Origin of the sequence: Bradyrhizobium sp. 142 (assembly GCF_023074015.1) — a bacterium.
Lineage (GTDB): Bacteria > Pseudomonadota > Alphaproteobacteria > Rhizobiales > Xanthobacteraceae > Bradyrhizobium.
The window spans coordinates 1-20,799 of sequence record NZ_JADPKQ010000230.1 but is presented as its reverse complement, the minus strand read 5'-3'; the positions used below and the strand labels follow the sequence as shown (position 1 = coordinate 20,799).

The 20,799-nt window shown below is 64.6% G+C and carries 24 protein-coding genes and 1 riboswitch; of the genes, 14 read left to right on the top strand and 10 right to left on the bottom strand.

Features of this window, described 5'->3' with window-relative positions:
- Window positions 1–23: 23 nt before the first annotated feature.
- From pth to IVA82_RS21490, 3 genes are all read right to left on the bottom strand, one after another.
- On the bottom strand, window positions 24–629 hold the full coding sequence (pth, locus tag IVA82_RS21500; protein ID WP_247382444.1) for an aminoacyl-tRNA hydrolase: 606 nt from the start codon (window positions 627–629) through the stop codon (window positions 24–26).
- Between the two features lie 58 nt (window positions 630–687).
- The gene (locus IVA82_RS21495) at window positions 688–1,410 is read right to left on the bottom strand and encodes a 50S ribosomal protein L25/general stress protein Ctc (protein ID WP_247382443.1); all 723 of its coding nucleotides are present in this window, start codon (window positions 1,408–1,410) and stop codon (window positions 688–690) included.
- 203 nt (window positions 1,411–1,613) lie between these two features.
- Window positions 1,614–1,877 carry an accessory factor UbiK family protein gene (locus IVA82_RS21490; RefSeq protein ID WP_247382442.1) on the bottom strand — a complete coding sequence of 88 codons (264 nt, stop codon included), beginning with the start codon at window positions 1,875–1,877 and terminating at the stop codon, window positions 1,614–1,616.
- A 199-nt stretch (window positions 1,878–2,076) separates the two neighbouring features.
- Here IVA82_RS21490 and lgt point away from each other — a divergent pair, with 199 nt between their 5' ends.
- The 5 genes from lgt to IVA82_RS21465 all read left to right on the top strand — a co-directional run bounded on the left by lgt (window position 2,077) and on the right by IVA82_RS21465 (window position 6,813).
- Window positions 2,077–2,922, top strand: a complete 846-nt coding sequence (gene lgt / locus IVA82_RS21485) for a prolipoprotein diacylglyceryl transferase (protein ID WP_247382441.1) — start codon at window positions 2,077–2,079, stop codon at window positions 2,920–2,922.
- A gap of 20 nt (window positions 2,923–2,942) precedes the next feature.
- Window positions 2,943–4,061, top strand: coding sequence for an SAM-dependent methyltransferase (locus IVA82_RS21480; protein ID WP_247382440.1), 1,119 nt, complete (start codon window positions 2,943–2,945; stop codon window positions 4,059–4,061).
- Window positions 4,058–4,825 carry a peptidoglycan editing factor PgeF gene (pgeF, locus tag IVA82_RS21475; RefSeq protein ID WP_247382439.1) on the top strand — a complete coding sequence of 256 codons (768 nt, stop codon included), beginning with the start codon at window positions 4,058–4,060 and terminating at the stop codon, window positions 4,823–4,825. Before IVA82_RS21480 ends, pgeF begins: the two co-directional genes overlap by 4 nt.
- Window positions 4,826–5,037: 212 nt before the next feature.
- The gene (locus IVA82_RS21470; RefSeq protein WP_247382438.1) at window positions 5,038–5,655 is read left to right on the top strand and encodes a hypothetical protein; all 618 of its coding nucleotides are present in this window, start codon (window positions 5,038–5,040) and stop codon (window positions 5,653–5,655) included.
- Between the two features lie 204 nt (window positions 5,656–5,859).
- Window positions 5,860–6,813 carry a ribose-phosphate pyrophosphokinase gene (locus IVA82_RS21465; RefSeq protein WP_247382437.1) on the top strand — a complete coding sequence of 318 codons (954 nt, stop codon included), beginning with the start codon at window positions 5,860–5,862 and terminating at the stop codon, window positions 6,811–6,813.
- Between the two features lie 124 nt (window positions 6,814–6,937).
- Here the strand turns inward: IVA82_RS21465 and IVA82_RS21460 are convergent, their stop codons facing one another.
- The gene (locus tag IVA82_RS21460) at window positions 6,938–7,498 is read right to left on the bottom strand and encodes a 6,7-dimethyl-8-ribityllumazine synthase (RefSeq protein WP_247382436.1); all 561 of its coding nucleotides are present in this window, start codon (window positions 7,496–7,498) and stop codon (window positions 6,938–6,940) included.
- 75 nt (window positions 7,499–7,573) lie between these two features.
- A riboswitch (FMN riboswitch) is annotated at window positions 7,574–7,732 on the bottom strand.
- Window positions 7,733–8,141: 409 nt separating this feature from the next.
- Between IVA82_RS21460 and IVA82_RS21455 the strand changes: the two genes are divergently transcribed.
- Complete coding sequence (locus IVA82_RS21455) at window positions 8,142–8,642, top strand: YbjN domain-containing protein (protein WP_247382435.1); 501 nt, start codon at window positions 8,142–8,144, stop codon at window positions 8,640–8,642.
- 227 nt (window positions 8,643–8,869) lie between these two features.
- Complete coding sequence (gene proC / locus IVA82_RS21450) at window positions 8,870–9,697, top strand: pyrroline-5-carboxylate reductase (protein ID WP_247382434.1); 828 nt, start codon at window positions 8,870–8,872, stop codon at window positions 9,695–9,697.
- Between the two features lie 139 nt (window positions 9,698–9,836).
- On the opposite strand, the gene IVA82_RS21445 is transcribed toward proC, so the two are convergent.
- From IVA82_RS21445 to IVA82_RS21430, 4 genes are all read right to left on the bottom strand, one after another.
- Window positions 9,837–10,229, bottom strand: a complete 393-nt coding sequence (locus IVA82_RS21445) for a hotdog domain-containing protein (protein WP_247382433.1) — start codon at window positions 10,227–10,229, stop codon at window positions 9,837–9,839.
- A 240-nt stretch (window positions 10,230–10,469) separates the two neighbouring features.
- The gene (locus tag IVA82_RS21440; RefSeq protein ID WP_256469692.1) at window positions 10,470–10,739 is read right to left on the bottom strand and encodes a tautomerase family protein; all 270 of its coding nucleotides are present in this window, start codon (window positions 10,737–10,739) and stop codon (window positions 10,470–10,472) included.
- Window positions 10,740–10,794: 55 nt separating this feature from the next.
- On the bottom strand, window positions 10,795–12,279 hold the full coding sequence (hisS, locus tag IVA82_RS21435; RefSeq protein ID WP_247382432.1) for a histidine--tRNA ligase: 1,485 nt from the start codon (window positions 12,277–12,279) through the stop codon (window positions 10,795–10,797).
- A gap of 273 nt (window positions 12,280–12,552) precedes the next feature.
- On the bottom strand, window positions 12,553–13,635 hold the full coding sequence (locus IVA82_RS21430; protein ID WP_247382431.1) for a branched-chain amino acid aminotransferase: 1,083 nt from the start codon (window positions 13,633–13,635) through the stop codon (window positions 12,553–12,555).
- Window positions 13,636–14,036: 401 nt separating this feature from the next.
- Between IVA82_RS21430 and IVA82_RS21425 the strand changes: the two genes are divergently transcribed.
- From IVA82_RS21425 to IVA82_RS21415, 3 genes are read left to right on the top strand one after another with little or no spacing between them, the layout of a single operon-like run.
- Window positions 14,037–14,504, top strand: coding sequence for a MarR family transcriptional regulator (locus tag IVA82_RS21425; protein WP_346659678.1), 468 nt, complete (start codon window positions 14,037–14,039; stop codon window positions 14,502–14,504).
- Entirely contained in the window at window positions 14,501–15,232 is a 732-nt protein-coding gene (locus IVA82_RS21420; RefSeq protein WP_247382429.1) for a response regulator transcription factor, read from the top strand. Before IVA82_RS21425 ends, IVA82_RS21420 begins: the two co-directional genes overlap by 4 nt.
- A 25-nt stretch (window positions 15,233–15,257) precedes the next feature.
- Window positions 15,258–16,646 carry an ATP-binding protein gene (locus IVA82_RS21415; protein WP_247382428.1) on the top strand — a complete coding sequence of 463 codons (1,389 nt, stop codon included), beginning with the start codon at window positions 15,258–15,260 and terminating at the stop codon, window positions 16,644–16,646.
- 167 nt (window positions 16,647–16,813) lie between these two features.
- Here IVA82_RS21415 and IVA82_RS21410 read toward each other — a convergent pair whose 3' ends face one another.
- A complete protein-coding gene (locus tag IVA82_RS21410; RefSeq protein ID WP_247382427.1) occupies window positions 16,814–17,344 on the bottom strand; it encodes a DUF3617 family protein in 531 nt (176 codons plus the stop codon).
- A 55-nt stretch (window positions 17,345–17,399) separates the two neighbouring features.
- Window positions 17,400–17,705: a hypothetical protein gene (locus IVA82_RS21405; protein WP_247382426.1), complete on the bottom strand. Its 306-nt coding sequence runs from the start codon at window positions 17,703–17,705 to the stop codon at window positions 17,400–17,402.
- A gap of 182 nt (window positions 17,706–17,887) precedes the next feature.
- Here IVA82_RS21405 and IVA82_RS21400 point away from each other — a divergent pair, with 182 nt between their 5' ends.
- The 4 genes from IVA82_RS21400 (at window position 17,888) to IVA82_RS21385 (ending at window position 20,690) form a co-directional block, all read left to right on the top strand.
- Window positions 17,888–18,352: a hypothetical protein gene (locus IVA82_RS21400; RefSeq protein WP_247382425.1), complete on the top strand. Its 465-nt coding sequence runs from the start codon at window positions 17,888–17,890 to the stop codon at window positions 18,350–18,352.
- A gap of 105 nt (window positions 18,353–18,457) precedes the next feature.
- Window positions 18,458–19,150: a ribonuclease T2 gene (locus IVA82_RS21395; protein WP_247382424.1), complete on the top strand. Its 693-nt coding sequence runs from the start codon at window positions 18,458–18,460 to the stop codon at window positions 19,148–19,150.
- Between the two features lie 213 nt (window positions 19,151–19,363).
- Entirely contained in the window at window positions 19,364–20,224 is an 861-nt protein-coding gene (rlmJ, locus tag IVA82_RS21390; protein WP_247382475.1) for a 23S rRNA (adenine(2030)-N(6))-methyltransferase RlmJ, read from the top strand.
- A 250-nt stretch (window positions 20,225–20,474) separates the two neighbouring features.
- Window positions 20,475–20,690, top strand: coding sequence for a cold-shock protein (locus IVA82_RS21385; RefSeq protein WP_028176631.1), 216 nt, complete (start codon window positions 20,475–20,477; stop codon window positions 20,688–20,690).
- The last annotated feature ends 109 nt before the right edge of the window (window positions 20,691–20,799 follow it).

Below are 20,799 nucleotides of genomic sequence, written 5' to 3'. Positions count from 1 at the left end.
TCGCGCAGGCGCGATGACGAGCGTTATTCCTTGCCGTTGTCGTCCTTAGTCAAAAAGCCCTTTGCCTGCATGGCAAGGTGCACCCTGTTGGCGAAGGTCGCGTCGGTGCCCTTGGCAACCAGTGCGGCGTGCTCGGCGACCGCGTCGCAGAGCGTCGCCACCCATTCGTTGTCGGCCTTGGCGAAATCCGACAGCACGTGGCCGTGCACCAATTCCTTGACGCCGGGATGACCGATGCCGAGCCGCACCCGGCGGTACTCGTTGCCAATATGCGCGGAGATCGAGCGCAGGCCGTTGTGGCCGGCGATGCCTCCGCCGATTTTCACCCGCACCTTGCCCGGCGGCAGCTCGATCTCGTCATGGAACACGGTGACGTCGCCCGGTGCGATCTTGAAGAAGCTGGCCGCCTCCTGAACGCTGCGGCCCGACTCGTTCATGTAGGTCGTGGGCTTGAGCAGGATCACGCGCTCAGGTCCGAGCGTGCCTTCCGAGGTCTCGCCCTGAAAGCGGCGGCGCCATGGCGAGAAACCATGACGCCGCGCAATCTCGTCGACGGCCATGAAGCCGATATTGTGCCGGTTGCGTGCGTATTTCGCGCCGGGATTGCCGAGCCCAACAAACAGTCGCATGACGCGGCGCGCCCCTCGCTCGGCGCGCGATCAGAGACCGCGCGCCAGCTTTGAGAGATTACTTCTTCTTGTCGCCGCCGGCGGGAGCCTTGGCAGCCGCTGCCGGAGCCGCGGCACCCGCAGCCGGCGCAGCCGCGCCAGCCGCCGGAGCAGCCGCAGCACCCGGAGCCGCACCACCGGCCGCAGCCGCAGCCGCCGCCTTCTGCTCTTCGGCATAGCCGGACGGCGGCACGATAGTGACGAGCGTGGCGTCCTCGCGCGCCAGCGTCTTGACGCCGGTCGGCAGCTTGACGTCGGACAGATGCAGCGAGTGACCGATTTCGAGCGAGCCGACGTCGACCTCGATGAACTGCGGAATGTTCTCGACGCCGCATTCGAGCTCGATCGCGTGGGCGACGATGTTGACGGTGCCGCCGCGCTTCACGCCGGGCGAGCCTTCCGCCTTCACCACGTGCAAGGGCACGCTGATGCGGATGGTGGCGCCTTCGCCGAGCCGCATGAAGTCGACATGGATCGGGAAGTCCTTGACGGGATCGAGGTGGAAGTCGCGCGGAATCACGCGGTGCTTCTTGCCCTCAAGGTCGATGTCGACCAGCGTGGTCAGGAACCGGCCGGCGAGGATGCGCTGGCGCAGTTCGCGATCTTCAATCGAGATCGTGAGCGGGGGCTGGTTGTTGCCATAGATCACTCCGGGCACTCTGCCGGCGCGACGCTCAGCCCGGGCGGCCCCCTTGCCGCTCTTCGGACGTGCGGTCGCCTTCAATTCCTTGACGGTCGCCATAACGTTAAGTCCTTGTTTTTGCAAAAGTTAATGGGCCGCAAGGCGGCCCATGGTGCCGTCCACAGCAAGCCTCCAGGGGTGCGGGGGCCGCGGACGTGGCGGGCTTTTACCCGGAAGAGGCGGAAATGACAAGGAGAATGGGCGCAGGGCGGCCCCAGGAGTAGCCGGGATGGAGCGAACGCTCCATCCGGGCTACGGCCGCGTCAGGTGGTTGGCGTCCCGCCGAGCTTGGCCTCCAGCGCCGCGATGCGCGCCTTCAGCGCCTCGTTCTCCTCACGGGCGAGGCGTGCCATGTCCTTGACCGCCTCGAACTCCTCCCGCTTGACCAGGTCCATGTCGCGCAGGAATTTTTCTGCTTGGGTGCGCAACACGGTATCAAACTCGCGCTTGACGCCCTGGGCAGCGCCGGCGGCGTCGTTCATCAGGCGGCCGATCTCGTCGAAAAACCGGTTGCTGGTCTGGGTCATGGCGGCCTCCGAAACACTTTTGCGCGAACTCTCCAAAACACAATGGCAATCCGAACGGGCCGGTTCAAGGCCCGATCAGCGGCATCCTTGTCATGCCCCGGTTTCCTTGCAATCGTATTCAACGTCCCTGCATAACAAGAATCACAAGGCGCCTGCTCGCGCTCTATCGCCGCAATCTCGTCCAGACATAGAAGGCGCGATGCCCTTTCTGCTCATCGACTTTCCCGCCTTCAAGCCGATCGCAATCGAGATCGGCCCGTTCGCGATCCGCTGGTATGCGCTGGCCTATATCTGCGGCATCGTGTTCGGCTGGCTCTATGCCCGCTCGCTTCTGAAGAACCAGCGCCTGTGGGGCGGACCTGCGCCGATCTCGCTGCTCCAGATCGACGACTTCATCCTCTGGGTCACGCTCGGCATCATTCTGGGCGGTCGCACCGGCTACGTGCTGTTCTACAATTTGCCTTTCTTCATCGAGCATCCCGCCGCGATCTTCAAATTGTGGGAGGGCGGCATGTCGTTCCATGGCGGCTTCCTCGGATGCGTCGTCGCGGTGATGTGGTTTGCCTATCGCAACAGCATCCCGATCCTGTCGCTCGGCGACATCACCACGGCGGTCGCCCCGGTCGGGCTGCTGCTGGGGCGGATCGCCAATTTCATCAATGGCGAATTGTGGGGCCGCGCCACCGACCCGGATCTGCCCTGGGCGATGATCTTCCCCAACGATCCGACGCAGCTGCCGCGCCATCCCAGCCAGCTCTACGAAGCCGGCATGGAGGGCATCCTGCTGTTTACGGTCCTCGCAGTGATGATCCGCTTCGGCGCCCTGAAGCGGCCGGGCATGATCCTTGGCGCCTTCATCCTGATCTATGGCCTGTCCCGGATTGCCGGCGAACATTTTCGCGAGCCGGACGTCCAGCTCGGCTATCTCTGGGGCGGATTAACCATGGGCATGCTGTTGTCGATTCCTATGCTTATTGTCGGCGGCATACTTATTGTATTGGCAGTGCGGCGCGGTGCGCCGACGCGCCTAGAGGCCATTCGATAACTCAATTCGAGAAAGCAGCCGTGACCGACTCGCCGCTCCTCAACGAGATCAAGGCGCTGATAAAATCCTCGGGCCCAATGCCGGTCTGGCGGTACATGGAACTGTGCCTGATGCATCCGCGCTACGGCTATTACGTGTCGCGCGATCCGCTCGGGCGTGAAGGCGACTTCACCACCGCGCCCGAGGTCAGCCAGATGTTCGGCGAGCTGCTCGGCCTGTGGAGCGCGTCGGTGTGGAAGCAGATGGGCTCGCCGCAGTTCCTGCGGCTGATCGAGCTCGGGCCCGGCCGCGGCACCATGATGGCGGATGCGCTGCGGGCGTTGCGCGTGCTGCCGCCGCTGTACCAGGCGCTTCATATCCACATGGTCGAGGTCAACCCGGTGCTGCGCGAGCGGCAGATGGCGACGCTATCGGGCCTGCGTAACATCACCTGGCACAGCAGCATCGACGACGTGCCCGAAGGCCCGAGCATCATCCTCGCCAACGAATATTTCGACGTGCTGCCGGTCCACCAGATGGTCAGGCACGAAAACGGCTGGCACGAGCGCGTGATCGAGATCGACGGCAACGGCAAGCTTGAGTTTGGCGCGGCGGTCGAGCCGACGCCGCGCTTCGAAATATTGCTGCCGCCTTTGGTGCGCGCGGCGCCGATCGGCGCCGTGTTCGAATGGCGGCCCGACGCCGAGATCATGAGGCTTGCCACAAGGGTGCGAGACCAAGACGGCGCGGCACTCATCATCGATTATGGCCATCTGCGCAGCGATGCCGGCGATACGTTCCAGGCGATCGCGCGGCACAGCTTCACCGATCCCCTGAAGGCACCGGGCCAAGCCGACCTCACCGCCCATGTCGACTTCCAAGCGCTGTCGCGCGCGGCCGAGGATGTCGGCGCCCGCGTGCATGGTCCGGTGACGCAGGGCGATTTCCTCAAGCGCATCGGCATCGACACCCGCGCCGCCGCCCTGATGCAGAAGGCGACGCCGGAAATCGCCACCGACATCTCTGTGGCGCTGAAGCGCCTGACCGATACGGGGCGCAGCGGCATGGGCTCGATGTTCAAGGTGCTCGGCATCTCCGAGCCGCGGCTGACCGCAATTGCGGGCCTCAGCGATCTCGAACAGGCTGGAGAAGGCTCATGACCCTTGCGTCGTCGCTGCTGTCGGCGGTGCCCGGTTTGCGCCATGCCTTCTTCACCCGCGAGGGCGGCGTCTCCAATGGCATCTATTCAGCGCTGAACGGAGGGCTCGGCTCCAACGACGATCCGGCCCATGTCGCGGAGAACCGCCGCCGCATGGCCGAGCATGTCGGCGTCGCACCGGAGCGCTTCCTCAGCCTGCACCAGATCCATTCGCCCGACGTCCTCGTCGCCGAGGCGCCTTGGCCTGGCAGACCACGGCCGAAGGGCGATGCGCTGGTCACCAGAAGCCCCGGCATCGCGCTCGGCGTCTCCACCGCCGATTGCGGTCCGGTGCTGTTCGTCGACCCCGAGGCGCGGGTCATCGGCGGCGCCCATGCCGGCTGGAAGGGCGCGCTCACCGGCGTGCTGGAGGCGACAATCGCGGCGATGGAGAAGCTCGGCGCCTCGCGCAGCGGCATCATCGCGGCGATCGGTCCCTTGATCCGCCAGGACAGCTACGAGGTCGGCAACGAGTTCGTGGCGCGCTTCATCGAGGCGGATGCGGACAATGCCATGTTCTTCATCCCGTCGGTGCGCGAAGGCCACGCGATGTTCGATCTCGCAGGCTTCATCCGCATGCGGCTGGAGGCCGCCGGCATTTTGATGATCGACGATCTCGGCCTCGACACCTACGCCGACGAGCGCTTCTTCAGCTACCGCCGCTCGGTGCATCGCAAGGAGCCGGATTACGGCCGCCACATCCATGCGATCGCGCTGGAAGGGTGAACACGTAAGAGTCGCGACATTCACAGTCGTCATGCCCGGGCTTGTCCCGGGCATCCACGTCTGGCTGCACGTGAACAGTTTCGTGGATGGCCGGGACAAGCCCGGCCATGACGGCTGAAATCCCGTCAAGTCCCCAAATTTCACTTGCCGACAGGATCTGTCGCGCCTGCCCTAGACGTTAATGCGTTTTAACGATATCGCTCCCCTCCATAATGAGGGATGCGTCATCATTCTTGCGCCGCGCGGGCTCGCGTGGGCTGGCGGTCATGCTGTTGGCGGCAGCGACCGCGCTCGGCGGCTGCGCCGGCGGGGGTGCTGCTGCGAGCAATTCCTATGCGATGGCGCCGAGCGCCGGCAGCGGGGCGACGGTCGCCTTCGAATCGATCGACGGGCCGCCGCCGCAGGTGTTCGACCGCATGGTCGGCGTGCTCGACAGCGAATCCAAGCTGCGCAGCCTGTCTGTCGTCTCCCGCGAAGGCGCGGCTGCCTACCGTGTGCGCAGCTACCTCTCCGCCCAAATCGTGCGCGGCAAGACCGTGATCGCCTGGATCTGGGACGTCTATGACGCCAACCAGCAACGGGCGCTGCGGCTCGCGGGCGAGGAACCGACCTCGGCCAAGGGCGGCCGCGACGCCTGGTCAGCCGCCGACGATCTGGTGCTGCGCAAGATCGCCCAGGCCGGATTCAGCGGACTTTCCAACATGATCAATGGAGCGCCGGATGCGCCGAGCCCCGTTCCGGGCCTGCGGGGACCAGCGGTGGCGAGCGTGATGCCCCCGGTACCCGCACCGGATATGCCGGCCGCGGCGCTCGGCTATGCCGAGCGATAACCACCGCTAAACCACGGCCTCAGGTATTTTTAGGACTCCTGCAAAACCGTTGCTCAGACTCGGGATTTTCGCAGGGGAAACGTAGCATCCCGGGTTGCCAGTGCGGCCCTCGGCCTGATATTTGCTCGCCCGTCGTAACCGTGCTTCCAGTGGGTATCTGTGATGTTGAACGTCGTATCCAGCAAAGCGCGGGAGGAAGCGTCGATGTCGGCCAAAAACGGCTCTATCAAGCTCGTCGCCGGCAACTCCAATCCGGCCCTCGCCCAAGCCATTGCGCAAGGCCTTGGCCTGCCGCTGACCAAAGCGGTGGTGCGGCGCTTCGCCGACATGGAGATCTTCGTCGAGATCCAGGAGAACGTCCGCGGTTCGGACGCCTTCGTCATCCAGTCGACCTCGTTCCCGGCGAACGACCATCTGATGGAATTGCTGATCATCACCGACGCGCTGCGCCGGTCATCGGCGCGCCGCATCACGGCGGTGTTGCCCTATTTCGGCTATGCGCGGCAGGACCGCAAATCGGGTTCGCGCACGCCGATCTCGGCCAAGCTGGTCGCCAATTTGATCACCCAGGCCGGCGTCGACCGCGTCATGACGCTCGACCTGCATGCCGGCCAGATCCAGGGCTTCTTCGACATCCCGACCGACAATCTCTACGCGGCGCCGCTGATGGTGCGCGACATCAAGGATAAGTTCGACCTCTCCAAGGTGATGGTGATCTCGCCCGACGTCGGCGGCGTGGCCCGCGCGCGCGGGCTCGCCAAGCGCATCAACACCCCGCTCGCGATCGTCGACAAGCGCCGTGAGCGGGCCGGCGAATCCGAGGTCATGAATGTGATCGGCGACGTCTCCGGCTACACCTGCATCCTGGTCGACGATATCGTCGATTCAGGCGGCACGCTGGTGAACGCAGCCGATGCGCTGATCGCCAAGGGCGCCAAGGACGTCTACGCCTACATCACTCACGGCGTGCTCTCCGGCGGCGCGGCCGCCCGCATCACGAACTCCAAGCTGAAAGAGCTCGTGATCACCGACTCGATCCAACCGACCGATGCGGTGAGCAAGGCACCGAACATCCGCACGCTGCCGATCGCCAGCCTGATCTCGGACGCGATCGCGCGCACCGCCGCGGAGGAGTCGGTGTCGAGCCTGTTCGACTGAACATTCGCTATTGTCATTCCGGGGCGGCGCATCAGCGCCGAACCCGGAATCCATCTTGCAGCAGTCCACGTAGATGAATGAATTCCGGGCTCGCGCTTCGCGCGCCCCGGAATGACTGCTTGGCCTACCCCACGATTCCCGCGGCGACCTGGCCGCGCAGGCGCTCGAGCCCGAGCAGCGTGTTGGCGCAGGCTTCCGCGACCTCGACGCCCTTGATGGCGAAGTGGCGGCGGAAGAAGTCGTAGTGCACCTCGGTCTCGTGGAATTGCTGCGGCGTCAGCACCGCGGAGAACACGGGCACCTCGGTGCGCAGCTGCACGTCCATCAGCGCTTTGATCACGGTGTCGGCGACGAACTCGTGGCGGTAGATGCCGCCATCGACCACGAGGCCGGCCGCGACGATTGCGGTGTAGCGCCGGGTCTTGGCAAGTATCTGGGCGTGCAGCGGGATTTCGAACGAGCCCGGCACCTCGAACACGTCGACATGGGTGAGGTGGCGTGCTTCCGCCTCCTTGATGAAGGCGATGCGGGCCTCCTCGACCACGTCGCGGTGCCAGCAGGCCTGCACGAACGCCACCCGCTGCGGCTTGGCGAAACGCGGGTGCTCGGTCGCCGGATCCTGTTGAACCGGCGATGGGGCGGCTTGGGACGTTTCGGTTTGGGGATCTTGCAACATCTGATTCATGGCTTTCCTTCTTAAGGACCAGAATCAGGGCACACGGAACGACAAACAGCCGCATCCTGCGATGCGTCCGCCACCGACCGTTCTCTTTCATCCGGACTTTAACCGTCGGCTTCGGAGTTGCACCGAATCTGCTGACCCTTCCCTTCAGGAGAACCCTTGGGGGAGGCGCTCGCGGGCTTGGGTATTTCGACCCTTACCGCCGGTGGGGACTTTCACCCCGCCCTGAGAACATCGGCCGCTCAGGATGAACGGCCTGGAAGCAAATATGACGCCGGCCGGCGGCCGCAGCAAGCGCGTTCCGCATCGGAAAATCGCATGGTCCCATGCCGTCCCGGCGGGCTGGCCCTCGCCGGACGGAAATTAACGATCGCCGGATCCGGCAAATCCGATTCCGATTTGTTCTGCTCGTTAATAATTGTGGCCGAGATGAGCTGTGGACGAACGAGTCCTGACTTGTGGACGGACTCCGGACCCGGTTGCGCAGATTCCGCAAATCACATCACTTGATCCGCGACAGGCCCGTGCCGATCCGAGGGATCGCAACAGCGACTCCGAGGGGACGCCGTAGCGACGTTGAGGGAGCGCGCGGCGGGCCAACCGCGTGCGTATCAAAGACAACAAAAAGGCAAGAGGTCGAGACGGCATGTCCCTGCTCGAAAGCACAATCGATTCCCGAAACCATCCGCTCGCGGTGGTCGAGGATATTGCCGCCAGCAACAACTGGCCGTTTGAACGCTCCGGCGAAGACGAACTCACGATTGTCTCCAAAGGACAATGGACCGACTATCAGCTCTCCTTCACCTGGATGGGCGAGATCGAGGCGCTGCATCTGGCCTGCGCATTCGACATGAAGATTCCCGTCGCGCGAAGGTCGGAGGTGCAGCGGCTCGTCGCCGCGATCAACGAGCAACTGTGGGTCGGGCATTTCGATCTGTGGACCCACACCGGCATGATCATGCACCGCCAGGCCCTGGTGCTGCCGGGCGGCCTGATCGCGTCGACCGCGCAATGCGAAGCCATGCTCGCCGGCGCCATCCACGCCAGCGAACGCTATTTCCCGGCGTTCCAGTTCGTCGTGTGGGCGGGCAAATCCACCACCGAAGCGATGGACGCCGCGATGTTCGATACGGCGGGCGAAGCGTAGGGCTTTCTCCTCAAGATGTGAGTGAGCCGCACCGCTTCCTCAACGTCGTCCTGGACAGGCAAACGGCGGCGCACAGCGCCGCCCCTAGCGAGCGCAGATCCAGGACCCATACCGCGAGGTCTCTCCGTACCGCGCGATGCTTGTTGCTCTGCCTTCCATCCACTAGAAACATTCGGGGGTAATGGGTCCTGGCTTTCGCCAGGACGACACCGAGTTTGGCAGCGCCTATGACGAGCAACAACACCCTCCAAAATATCACCGGCACCATCCTGCTTGCCGGCGCCGGCAAGATGGGCGGCGCGATGCTGACGGGATGGCTGGCGGGCGGCCTTGACCCGCGCCGTGTCGCGGTGATCGATCCCTATCTTTCGCCCGAGATCAGCGCGCTTGCCGCCAAGGGCGTTGCGCTCAACCCCGATGCGACGGCAGCCAGCACAGTCGAAACGGTCGTGGTCGCAGTGAAGCCGCAATTGTTTCGCGAGGCCGGTGCCAAGCTGAAGCCGTTCGTCTCCGACAAAACCTCCGTGGTGTCGATCATGGCGGGAACCACGATCGCATCGCTTTCCGAGGTCTGCGGCGGCGCCGTCGTGCGGGCGATGCCGAACACGCCGGCCGCGATCGGCCGCGGCATTACCGTTGCCGTCGCCGCGACGAATGTCAGCGCGCAGCAACGTAGCGTGGCCGATGCCCTGCTGCGCACCACCGGCTCGGTGGAATGGGTCGAGGATGAAGGCCTGATGGATGCGGTGACCGCCCTCTCCGGCTCGGGCCCTGCCTATGTGTTCCTGCTCGCCGAAGAGCTCGCGCGCGCCGGCGTGGAAGCGGGATTGCCCGAGGCGTTGGCGACCAGGCTCGCCCGCGAAACCGTCGCCGGCTCCGGCGAGCTTCTCCACCAATCGGAGCTTGCCTCCAGCACGCTGCGCCAGAACGTCACCTCGCCCGGCGGCACCACCGCCGCAGCGCTCGGCGTGCTGATGGGCGAGCCCGGCCTGCGCGACCTGATGATCCGTGCGATTGCGGCGGCGACGAAGCGATCTAAGGAGCTGGCGAAGTAGCCAGACCCTCGTGGTGAGGAGGCGCTTCGCGCCGTCTCGAACCATGAAAGGCCCTCATCTCGCCTGCGGCCCTCCTTCGAGACGACCGCTCCGCGGTCTCCTCAGGATGAGGTCCGATGGGTGGAGCGACGTCTTGCGGCTACGCCCCTAACCGCTTGTTGAACATCTCGACATTGACGAGACCGCGGGCGTGGCGGCCTTCACCGAGCTTGCGCATGCCCTCGAACGCCTCGACCTCGAAGCGGATGACGCGGCGCTCGACCGCGACCACCTTCGCGGTGGTCCGCACTGTCGCGCCAACGCGGGCTGCCGCAAGATGGCGGATGTCGACCTCGGTGCCGACCGTGACCCAACCCAGCCTTAGCGCATGGCGGATCGCATCGCCCGACGCCATCTCCATCTCCAGGATCATCATCGGCGTCGCATAGACAAAAGGCATGCCCGGCACGAAATGCCCGACCGTGCGCTCCATCGGCACCACCAGCGTGCGCTCGGCGCTCATGCCGATTGTAATGAAGTCGCGTGCGTCCATGGTCGCTCCAAACTCCGCTGTCGTCCCGGACAAGCGAAGCTCCCGACAATGCGTAGCGTTGTCTGGAGCGGAGCGCTGATCCGGGACCCATAATCACAGGACGTATTCGGCGAAGACTCGGAGTTACCAGCCCGCGCCTACAACCACTGCCTGTGGGGATGGGTCCCGAATCTGCGCTTACGCTTGTCCGGGATGACGGCTGTGATTGCTGCGCCAGCTGAGCTTATGCTGCGCCCGTCCCTACTTCTTCGCCGCCGCCGCGCGCTCCACGAAGGTCTTGCCGCCCTTCATCTTGTGGGCGAGCGGGGCTTCGTTGATCTGGATGACGACGGCGTCGGCGTCGACGCCGAGATTCTTCACCAGTGCCTGGGTGATGTCGCGCATCATGCCGGCCTTCTGTTCGTCGGTGCGGCCCACGGCCATGCTGACGGTGATCTCAGGCATTGTCTTCTCCCTGCTGCTTTGGTCGTAGCCCGTTCTGTCATTGCCGGGCTCGACCCGGCAATCCATCATTTTGAAGATGGATGCGCGGGTCAAGCCCGCGCATGACGAATGGAGCGAATGGCTATTCCCACTTTACGTCATGGCGCGCCAGCACCTCGCGCACTTTGGCGACGAGGTCGGCTTCGTTGCACGAGAATTGCGCCGGACGGCTCTCGCGCCATTCCTGGTTGGAGGCGATCGCGGCGGCCGCTTTCGCGCCCTCGATCAGATCCTTGATCTGCACCTCACCGCGCGTCTTCTCGTCAGAACCCTGGATGATGACGCAGGGCGCGTTGCGGCGGTCGGCATATTTGAGCTGGTTGCCCATGTTCTTCGGATTGCCGAGATAGAGCTCGGCGCGGATGCGGGCACCGCGCAGGCTTGCGACCATCTTCTGATAGTCGGCGACGCGGTCGCGGTCGAACACGGTGACGACGACGGGCCCGAACTCGGGCCGCGTGTCGAGTTTACCGAGCAGCGTCAGTGCCGCCTGGAGCCGCGATACACCGATCGAGAACCCGGTCGCCGGCACCGGCTCGCCGCGGAAGCGCGAAACGAGGCCATCATAGCGGCCGCCGCCGCCGACCGAGCCGAAGCGTACGGAACGGCCCTTCTCGTCCTTGGTGTCGAGCAGGAGTTCGACCTCGTAGACGGGGCCGGTGTAGTATTCGAGGCCGCGGACGACGGAGGGGTCGATCTTGATGCGATCTTCGCCGTAGCCGGCGGCAATCACGAGCTTGCTGATCTGTTCGAGCTCATCGCGACCCTGCTGTCCAACGACGCTCGCACTGAGGCGCGGATCGATCGGCGCATCTTTATTCTGTTCGATGGCGGAGACGACCAGCGCAATGTCTTCGTCCTTCAGCCCCGCGCCCTTGGTGAAATCGCCGGACTCATCCTTGCGACCAGGGCCAAGCAGCTGCCTGACTCCGTCCAGGCCGAGCCGATCGAGCTTGTCGATCGCGCGCATGACGGTGAGCCACTGGCCGTCATCGGCGATACCAAGCGCATCGCGCACGCCATCGAGCACCTTGCGGTTGTTCACCTTCACGACATAGGAGCCGCGCGCGATGCCCAGCGCCTCCATCGTATCCGCCGCCATCATGCAGATCTCGGCATCCGCCGCCGGCGTCGCCGAGCCGACCGTGTCGGCGTCGAACTGCATGAACTGGCGGAAGCGGCCGGGGCCGGGCTTTTCGTTGCGGAACACGTAGCCGACTCGATAGCTGCGATAGGGCAAGACAAGACTGTCGGTCCCGTAACGCTCGCCGACGTAACGGGCCAGCGGCGCGGTCAGATCGTAGCGGAGCGAAATCCACTGCTCGTCGTCGTCCTGGAACGAGAACACGCCCTCATTCGGACGATCCTGGTCGGGCAGGAATTTTCCGAGCGCGTCGGTGAATTCCATCGCCGGCGTCTCCACCGGCTCGAACCCGTAGAGCTCGTAGACGGCGCGGATTTTCTCCACCATCTCGCGCGTGGCCCGGATCGCGGCGGGATCGCGATCCTCGAGCCCGCGCGGCAGGCGCGCCTTCAGTTTCTGCGGTTTTTTGGGTTTTTCGGCCATGCGCGGCGTTTACCAGCCGACGCGCGAAGCGGCAACTGCCAGCGTGAGCTTCTTCCCCTCTCCCCCTTGTGGGAGAGGGTGGCTCGCCGCGTAGCGGCGAGACGGGTGAGGGGTCTCTGTCCGCGAGTGCAACTCGCATTTGAATATGAGGAAACAACCCCTCATCCGGCGCGATAGCCGAAGCTCCGCTTCGGCGTTCCTAAGAACGGCGGCCAAACGCCGCCTACGCCACCTTCTCCCACAAGGGGAGAAGGGAAGCACTCGTTCCACCAATCAATCCACCTTGCGGATCCACTTGTGCGGATCGTTGGTGCGGCCGTACTGGATATCGACGAGCTGCTTGCGCAGGCCCATGGCGACGGGGCCGGCGGCGCCGCCACTGATGTCGAAGTCGCCGCTGACCGAGCGCACCTTCCCGATCGGCGAGATCACGGCGGCAGTGCCGCAGGCGAACGCTTCCTTCAGCTTGCCGGAGGCTGCATCCTTGCGCCACTGGTCCAGCGAATAGGGCTCCTCGCGCACCGTCTTGCCGGCATCCTTCGCGAGCGCGATGATGGAGTCGCGGGTGATGCCGGGCAGAATGGTGCCGAGCGGCGGCGTCGACAGCGAGCCGTCCTCGAACACGAAGAAGACGTTCATGCCGCCGAGCTCCTCGATGTAGCGGCGCTCGATCGCATCGAGGAAGACCACCTGATCGCAGCCGTGCTGGATCGCCTCGGCCTGCGCCCGCAGGCTCGCGGCGTAGTTGCCGCCGCATTTGACGGCGCCGGTGCCGCCGACCGCGGCGCGCGTGTAATTCTCAGACGCCCAGATCGATACCGGCGCAGGGCCGCCCTTGAAATAGGAGCCGACCGGCGAGGCGATCACCGCGAAGATGTATTCGGACGACGGCTTGACGCCGAGGAAGGTCTCGCTCGCGATCATGAAGGGCCGCAGGTAAAGGCTGCCCTCGCCGCCCGGAATCCAGGCGCGGTCGATGCGCACGACCTGCTCGACCGCTTCGATGAAGACGTCCTCGGGCAGCTGCGCCATCGCCATGCGGTCGGCCGAATCCCTGAAGCGCCGTGCATTGGCGTCGGGGCGGAACAGGTTCACGCCGCCATCGTCGCGCTTGTAGGCCTTGAGGCCCTCGAAGATTTCCTGCGCGTAGTGCAGGACGGCGCCGGCCGGATCGAGCTGGAAGTTCGCGCGTGCCTCGATGCGCGCGTCGTACCAGCCGCCCTTGGCCTGGTTGTAGCGGACGATGGCCATGTGATCGGTGAAGACCCGCCCGAAGCCGGGGTCCGCCAGCTTGGCCACCCGGTCCTTTTCGGAAGTCGGATTTGCTGCGGGCTGGATGTCGAATTTCATGCTCATGTCCTTGGCTCCCGCTGTCCGGATCGGCGCTGTTCTGGCCCTGCCTACCCTGTTTCGGGTCCGGCTGATTTGATTAGGTTAGTGGCCGGACCACCGCCAGCCTTGTTACGGCCGGGTTCCGTGGCCAGCATGTCGCCGAGGACATGCTTTTGCGGAAGGCGGAAGTCCAGTATGTTTTATCGAAATGCCGCTCGACAATCGTGATCCGGCCGTCGCCGGCTGTCCGGCTCTCTCCGGCCGCTCTTGAAGATGTCGCCCGAGGCGAAACGATCTAAAATTTCGTACGGGCCAATCGTTTTGTAACATTGAACCCAAGATACGTCAATATGCCTGACATAAATTTCGCGACTCCCCCTCAAGACGCTGCCGAGCCGCGGCCGGCAGCAGGCGATGGAGCCAATTTGCGCTGGGATATCATCGAGCTGTTGTTCTTCGCTTATCGCGATTTCGTCGGCGATCCCGACCAGGAGCTGGAGGCTTTCGGCTTCGGCCGGGCCCATCACCGGGTCATGCATTTCGTCTACCGCTATCCCGGGCTCAAGGTCGCCGATCTGCTCGACGTCCTGCGCATCACCAAGCAATCGCTCGGCCGGGTGCTCAAGCAGTTGCTTGACGAAGGCTACATCGTGCAGAAGACCGGCGACAACGACCGCCGCCAGCGCCTGCTCTATGCGACACCCAAGGGCGAGGCGCTGGTGCAGAAGCTGGCCGGCCTACAGACCACGCGGATCACCAAGGCGCTGTCGGAAATGACGCCGCAGGACGCCGAGACCGTCAAGCGCTTCCTGCGTGCGATGATCGACCGCGACGATCCGGACAAGGTGCTCGAGACGATCTTCGCCACAGTCAACCAAGACGCAAAGGAGTGACCGTGCCGCTCGCTGCCACGCTCGCCCGCCCGCCGGTGCAACCCGCCGACGATGCCCCGCATCTGCTGCTGGTCGACGACGACCGCCGCATCCGCGATCTGTTGTCGCGCTTCCTCGCCAGCGAGGGCTATCGCGTCACCACCGCCGCGAGCGCCGGCGATGCGCGCTCAAAGCTGTTGGGCCTGCATTTCGACCTTCTCATCCTCGACGTCATGATGCCCGGCGAGACCGGCTTCGATCTTGCGCGTTTCATCCGGATGTCCTCATCGGTGCCGATAGTGATGCTGACGGCGCGGCATGAAGCGGAAAGCCGCATCGAGGGCCTGCAAATCGGCGCCGACGATTACGTGGCAAAGCCGTTCGAGCCGCGCGAGCTTGCGCTGCGCATCAACAACATCCTCAAGCGCGCCGCGCCGCCGCCGCAAGCCGCAACGGTGGAGAAGATCGCGTTCGGCCCCTACGTATACCATCTCGATCGCGGCGAACTGCGCCAGGGCGAAGAGGTCATTCACCTCACCGACCGCGAGCGCGAGATGCTGCGGATTCTCTCGGAGACGCCGGGCGAGACCGTGCCGCGCAGCGCGCTCACCGGCAATGGCAGCGTCAATGAGCGCGCCGTCGACGTGCAGATCAACCGCCTGCGACGCAAGATCGAGAACGACCCCGCCAATCCGCTGTTTCTGCAGGCGGTGCGCGGCATCGGCTATCGGCTTGTGGCCTCGCCCTAGAGTTCAAAGCAGTGAAGCGCGAGCGATGAGCACGATCGATACCGGCCTGACGCTGCTTAAAAGCGCCGCCGGGCGCGTCTCCGCCGCCAATGGCTGGATGGGCAACGCGTTCAAGGGCTGGATGCCGACCGGCCTCTATGCGCGTGCGCTGCTGATCATGATCGTGCCGATGGTGGTGCTGCAATCCGTGGTCGCCTTCGTGTTCATGGAGCGGCACTGGAACACGGTGACGCGCCGCTTGTCGGCCGCGGTGGTGCAGGACATCGCCGCTCTGATCGACGTCTACAAGGGCTATCCGCAGGACAAGGACCGCGACCAGATCCGCCGCATCGCCCAGCAGCGCCTCGGCCTCGTGGTGGATTTCCTGCCCGCCGGCGATATGCCGCCGCCGGGGCCGAAGCCGTTCTTCTCGCTGCTCGACCAGACGCTGTCGGTGCAGCTCGGCCGCCAGATCGGGCGGTCGTTCTGGATCGACACCGTCGGCCGCTCCAATCTCGTCGAGATCCGCATCCAGCTCGACGACGCGGTGATGCGCGTGTTCGCGCAGCGCAGCGCCGCCTATGCCTCGAACTCGGAGATTTTCCTGTTCTGGATGGTCGGCACGTCCTCGATCCTTTTGATCGTCGCGGTGCTGTTCCTGCGCAACCAGATCAAGCCGATCCTGCGGCTTGCGGACGCCGCCGAAAGTTTTGGCAAGGGTCGCGAGGCACCGAACTTCCGCCCCAGGGGCGCCCGCGAGGTGCGGCGCGCGTCCGTGGCCTTCCTGGAGATGAAATCCCGCATCGAGCGCACCATGGAGCAGCGCACCGCGATGCTGGCCGGCGTCAGCCACGATCTGCGCACCATCCTGACCCGGTTCAAGCTCGAGCTGGCGCTGATCGGCGACAGCCCCGAACTGGAGGGCATGCGCAAGGACGTCGACGAGATGTCGATGATGCTGGAGGATTACCTCGCCTTCGCCCGCGGCGATTCCGGCGAGCAGTCGCAGCCGACCGACATGGCCCAGGCGCTGGAAGAGCTGCGCAGCGATGCCGAACGTCACGGCCACACCGCGACCGTGACGTTCCACGGCCTGCCGGTGGTCACGGTGAAGCCGGCCTCGTTCAAGCGGTGCCTCGCCAATCTCGTCACCAACGCCGCGCGCTACGGCAAAAGCATCGCCATCGCCGGCCAGCGAGATCACCGTTATTTAACCGTCACCGTCGACGACGACGGGCCCGGCATTCCCACCCATTTGCGCGAAGAGGTGTTCAAGCCGTTCCTGCGGCTGGACAACGCCCGCAACCAGGATGAAGGCGGCACCGGCCTTGGCCTTGCTATCGCCCGCGACATCGCGCGCTCCCACGGCGGCGACATCACGCTCGGCGACAGCCCGATGGGCGGCTTGCGCGCGAGTGTGAGGGTCCCGGTGTAGCCCGCTTCTTCCTTCTCCCCTTGTGGAAGAAGGTGGCGCGAAGCGCCGGAAGACGCAAGAGATTTGCGCGTGGAGAGAAGCCCCTCACCCGTCTCGCCGCTACGCGGCGAGCCACCCTTTCCCCACAAGGGGGAGAGGGAGACAGCGCAAACAACGGCCACTGCCACCTACTTCGGCAGCAGCGCCTTTAGCTTGTCGACGTCGCGCACATTCATCTTGAATCCGCCGGGCATCACGATGTCGCCGGGCTTCTGGTCCGCCTTGCAGGCGCCTAGCCACTTGGCCTCGAGCGTCATGGTCGTATCGCGGCCCGCCGCGCCGACAGCGCCGCCTTGCGCGTGCGAGGAGGTCTTGACCGTGTAGGCCGAGTTGAAATCGCCTGTGATCTCGGCATGCGAGGTGGTGCTGATGCCGGCGACGTTGCACTCGGAATCGCTGACATAGCCGGTCGCGGTCTTCTTGATGTCCTGCTTGGCGCAGATCTGCTTGGCCATCGGGGAGACGTTGTTGTTCATCTCCTTGTCGACACTCTCGTCGGTGCAGTGCTGCATGGTCATGTCCGGCATCGCCGAGCCGGTTCGGACCATCTTCAGCTCCCACAGGCCGGCCTTGCGCACCGGCAAATCGTCGGCGCGTACCGCTCCGGACGACACCACGAGGCAAACGGCCGAACCGAGCAAAGCGAGCTTGCGCGTCACGCGAGAGGCTCCCGGCTGAGATGAGGTGACGTTATCTTGGCGTTAGAGAACCGCCTCAGTAGAGCGTGCGGATCGGCTGGTCGGCGGCACCATATGGCACCCAGCGGCAGGAAAACGAGATGTAGCCGCCGTCATAGCCCTGCACCGCGAGGAATTTGGCCACCTTGCCGTACCGCGCGCAGTGATCGACCGCGACCTGCCGGGCGTCGACCTGCGTCGCCATCGAATAGGCGATGATGCCGCCGGTGTCATTGCCCTTGAACGGCGGCACCGGAAGGATATCGGCACGTGCCGACTGGCTCGCCAACGCACCCGAGACAGCTAGGCTGGCAAGAAGGCCCGCGGCCGCAATGATTCGCATTCCCGTCACTCCAATTGGTTGGAGACAGCTTACGGTGCCGGCGCGGCGCTGAAAAGAACGGAAGGCCCCTCTGCCGTGCCATCGCGGTCAACTCGTCGGCAAGTGTTGCCGCGCTGCACTTGACCTCACCCGGCCTTCGCGGCACCGTCCGTCCCTCGCAGATCATGCTGTCTGGATTATCCATGCGCGCCCTTTCGTCCCTGACATCGCTCCGCTTTGCCGCTTTGCTCGGCCTCATGCTCGGGGCGCTGTCGCTCAGTGAGGCCCGGGCCGCCAATCCACTGGAGCTGAATTTCTGGCTGAGCGGACCGCGCTATGACGGCAACGTCGCCGATTGCGACAAGGCGCTGCCGGCCATCGCCACCCAGTTCTGGGAGAAGGAAAGCTCGTTCTGGAATTCCTCGTTGAAGATCACCGGCTTCGCTGCCGTTCACGAGACCGCGTTCCGGCCCTGGCAATCCGACAATATTCCGCGCCGCTACTGCACGGGCGAAGCCATGCTCAATGACGGCAAGATGCGCAAAGTGCACTTCTCGATCATCGAGGACGGCGGCTTCGCCGGCTACGGCAATGGCGTCGAATGGTGCGTGGTCGGGCTGGACCGCAACTGGGCCTACAATCCGGCCTGCCGGGCCGCCAAGCCCTGATCCGTGCACGGCCCGCCACGGACGGCGCGCCCCTCGAAATTTGTTCTTGAAATGTTCCTATCGCCTGCTAGGCTGGCTTGCACAGTCTAGTTGAGGGGCGTCGCCATGTTTCATTCCAGATTGCGTTCGTTTTCCCGCCTGATGATGTCGCTCACCCTCGCTGCCGGGCTGGTTGCGCTCGCCGGCGGCGCGCGCGCCCAGGACAAACGGCAGAATGCGCCGGGCGAGTTCGATTTCTACGTGCTGTCGCTGTCCTGGTCGCCCTCCTTCTGCGAAGAAGCCGCCGAACGCGGCGGACGTTCGCAGATCCAGTGCGGCGGACGGCCATATGCCTTCGTGGTGCACGGCCTGTGGCCGCAATATGAAAACGGCTTCCCCGAATACTGCCAGCGGCCGGCGCCGCGGCTGAACCGCAGCATCGTCTCCTCGATGCTCGATCTGATGCCTGCACCGGGCCTCATATTCAACGAATGGGACAAGCACGGCACCTGCGCCGGGCTCACCGACCGCAACTATTTCGAGACGGTCCGAAAGGCCCGTGCCGCGATCAAGATTCCGGCCGAATATCTCGACCTGTCGCAGGCCAAGACGGTGGCCCCGGCCGAGGTCGAGGAGGCCTTCATCAAGGCTAATCCGGGCTTGAGCAATGCCGCCGTCTCGGTCACCTGCAACCGGACGCGGCTCTCCGAGGTCCGCGTCTGCCTCAGCAAGGACCTGCAATTCCGCGCCTGCGAAGAAAACGATCGCCGCGCCTGCCGCCGCGACCAGGTGACGATGCCGCCGATCCGGGGTGGGTAGAGCGCTCTCAGCTCGTCATTCCGGGGCGCGCGCGACTTGTCCGCCGAAGCTCGAAGAGCGAAGGCGGAAGCGCGAGATGTGATGCGCAATTGCGCATCTGAGAATCCATCTGTCCGCATTGCCAGTGGCAAAATGGATTCCGGGCTCGGTGCTGCGCACCGCGCCGGAATGACGGGAGTTACTTTCATCGCCTGGATGTCGTAACTCTTGGCCATGAATTACCGCCACGCCTACCATGCCGGCAGCTTCGCCGATGTCATCAAGCACATCGTGCTGGCGCGCATCCTGACCTATCTGCAGGACAAGCCGGGCGCGTTCCGCGTCATCGACACTCATGCCGGCGCCGGCCTCTACGATCTCGAAAGCGACGAGGCGCGGCGCGGCGGCGAATGGCTGACGGGTATCGCACGGTTGATGCAGGCGCGCTTGTCGAACGAAAGCCTCGCGCTGACCAAGCCCTATCTCGACATCGTCCGCGCCTTCAATCCGAAGGGCGAGCTCAGGGCCTATCCGGGCTCGCCGCTGATCGCACGCGGCCTGATGCGGCCGCAGGACCGCCTCGTCGCCTGCGAACTCGAGCCAAAGGCGCGCAAGGCGCTGATCGGTGTGCTGCGGCGCGACGAACAGGCCCGCGTGGTCGATCTCGACGGCTGGGTCGCGCTGCCGGCATTCGTGCCGCCGAAGGAGCGGCGCGGGCTCGTGCTGATCGATCCGTCCTTCGAGGCAAAGGACGAGTTCGAACGGCTTGGCGAGGCCTTCTCCACAGCCTTCGCGAAATGGCCGACAGGTATCTATGTAATCTGGTACCCGGCCAAGAGCCGCCGCGCCACCGATGCGCTGGCGCAACTGGTGGCGCGGGCCGCTGCTGCAGCAAAGCCGCCGGGCAAATGCCTGCGGCTAGAATTCAGCGCGGCGCCGCAGGTTGACGGCGCGGCCCTCACCTCCACCGGACTGCTGATCGTCAATCCGCCCTATACGCTGCATGGCGAGCTCAAGACGATCCTTCCCGAACTGGAAGTACCGCTCGGCCAGGGCGGCGCGGCGCGCTTCCGGTTGGACGTCCCAAAGCCGTAAGGCTCCGGCATTCTTGGGAAAAATATGCAGTAGCGGTAGTCAATTTGCAAAGAACCGTATTATGCTGTTTCCGTGACTGGCTTTACGTTCCGCTTCCGCGAATGGTTGCGGCGGAGTGAAGGCCTAAGAAAGATCCAGTCGGACCGAATGGTCTGCCCAAGGATGGCCAGCTCCCGGGCTTCGTAAGGCCCGGTCATGCCGTGACGTGCGTCTGCGTCGCGGCGGAGGAGCAATGAGGGGGAGTTTCCCGATGGCCATGACGGGAACGGTCAAGTTCTTTAACGGCGAGCGCGGCTACGGCTTCATCAAGCCGGACGACGGCGGTCGCGATGTCTTCGTTCACATCACTGCTGTGGAGCGAGCGGGACTGAAGGACCTTGCCGAAGGACAGCGTATCACATTCGAAGTCGAACCGGACAAGAAGGGTAAGGGCCCGAAAGCGGTCAACCTGGTCATCCTCGCCTAGCGAGCCTGACGATCGGCATAGGGGGCGACCTTGTGGGTCGCTCCCCTGCCACACCACCCGGCATGCGGGTCCGCACCGGGCGGTTCGAGAAGTTGAGGTCATGAGAGCC

Bases quoted from the DNA above. Each gene is read 5' to 3' on its own strand.
- pth (WP_247382444.1), bottom strand. From the start codon at position 629: ATGCGACTGTTTGTTGGGCTCGGCAATCCCGGCGCGAAATACGCACGC.
- IVA82_RS21495 (WP_247382443.1), bottom strand. From the start codon at position 1,410: ATGGCGACCGTCAAGGAATTGAAGGCGACCGCACGTCCGAAGAGCGGC.
- IVA82_RS21490 (WP_247382442.1), bottom strand. From the start codon at position 1,877: ATGACCCAGACCAGCAACCGGTTTTTCGACGAGATCGGCCGCCTGATG.
- lgt (WP_247382441.1), top strand. From the start codon at position 2,077: ATGCCCTTTCTGCTCATCGACTTTCCCGCCTTCAAGCCGATCGCAATC.
- pgeF (WP_247382439.1), top strand. From the start codon at position 4,058: ATGACCCTTGCGTCGTCGCTGCTGTCGGCGGTGCCCGGTTTGCGCCAT.
- IVA82_RS21470 (WP_247382438.1), top strand. From the start codon at position 5,038: ATGAGGGATGCGTCATCATTCTTGCGCCGCGCGGGCTCGCGTGGGCTG.
- IVA82_RS21465 (WP_247382437.1), top strand. From the start codon at position 5,860: ATGTCGGCCAAAAACGGCTCTATCAAGCTCGTCGCCGGCAACTCCAAT.
- IVA82_RS21460 (WP_247382436.1), bottom strand. From the start codon at position 7,498: ATGAATCAGATGTTGCAAGATCCCCAAACCGAAACGTCCCAAGCCGCC.
- IVA82_RS21455 (WP_247382435.1), top strand. From the start codon at position 8,142: ATGTCCCTGCTCGAAAGCACAATCGATTCCCGAAACCATCCGCTCGCG.
- proC (WP_247382434.1), top strand. From the start codon at position 8,870: ATGACGAGCAACAACACCCTCCAAAATATCACCGGCACCATCCTGCTT.
- IVA82_RS21445 (WP_247382433.1), bottom strand. From the start codon at position 10,229: ATGGACGCACGCGACTTCATTACAATCGGCATGAGCGCCGAGCGCACG.
- IVA82_RS21440 (WP_256469692.1), bottom strand. From the start codon at position 10,739: ATGGATTGCCGGGTCGAGCCCGGCAATGACAGAACGGGCTACGACCAA.
- hisS (WP_247382432.1), bottom strand. From the start codon at position 12,279: ATGGCCGAAAAACCCAAAAAACCGCAGAAACTGAAGGCGCGCCTGCCG.
- IVA82_RS21430 (WP_247382431.1), bottom strand. From the start codon at position 13,635: ATGAGCATGAAATTCGACATCCAGCCCGCAGCAAATCCGACTTCCGAA.
- IVA82_RS21415 (WP_247382428.1), top strand. From the start codon at position 15,258: ATGAGCACGATCGATACCGGCCTGACGCTGCTTAAAAGCGCCGCCGGG.
- IVA82_RS21405 (WP_247382426.1), bottom strand. From the start codon at position 17,705: ATGCGAATCATTGCGGCCGCGGGCCTTCTTGCCAGCCTAGCTGTCTCG.
- IVA82_RS21400 (WP_247382425.1), top strand. From the start codon at position 17,888: ATGCGCGCCCTTTCGTCCCTGACATCGCTCCGCTTTGCCGCTTTGCTC.
- IVA82_RS21395 (WP_247382424.1), top strand. From the start codon at position 18,458: ATGTTTCATTCCAGATTGCGTTCGTTTTCCCGCCTGATGATGTCGCTC.
- rlmJ (WP_247382475.1), top strand. From the start codon at position 19,364: ATGAATTACCGCCACGCCTACCATGCCGGCAGCTTCGCCGATGTCATC.
- IVA82_RS21385 (WP_028176631.1), top strand. From the start codon at position 20,475: ATGGCCATGACGGGAACGGTCAAGTTCTTTAACGGCGAGCGCGGCTAC.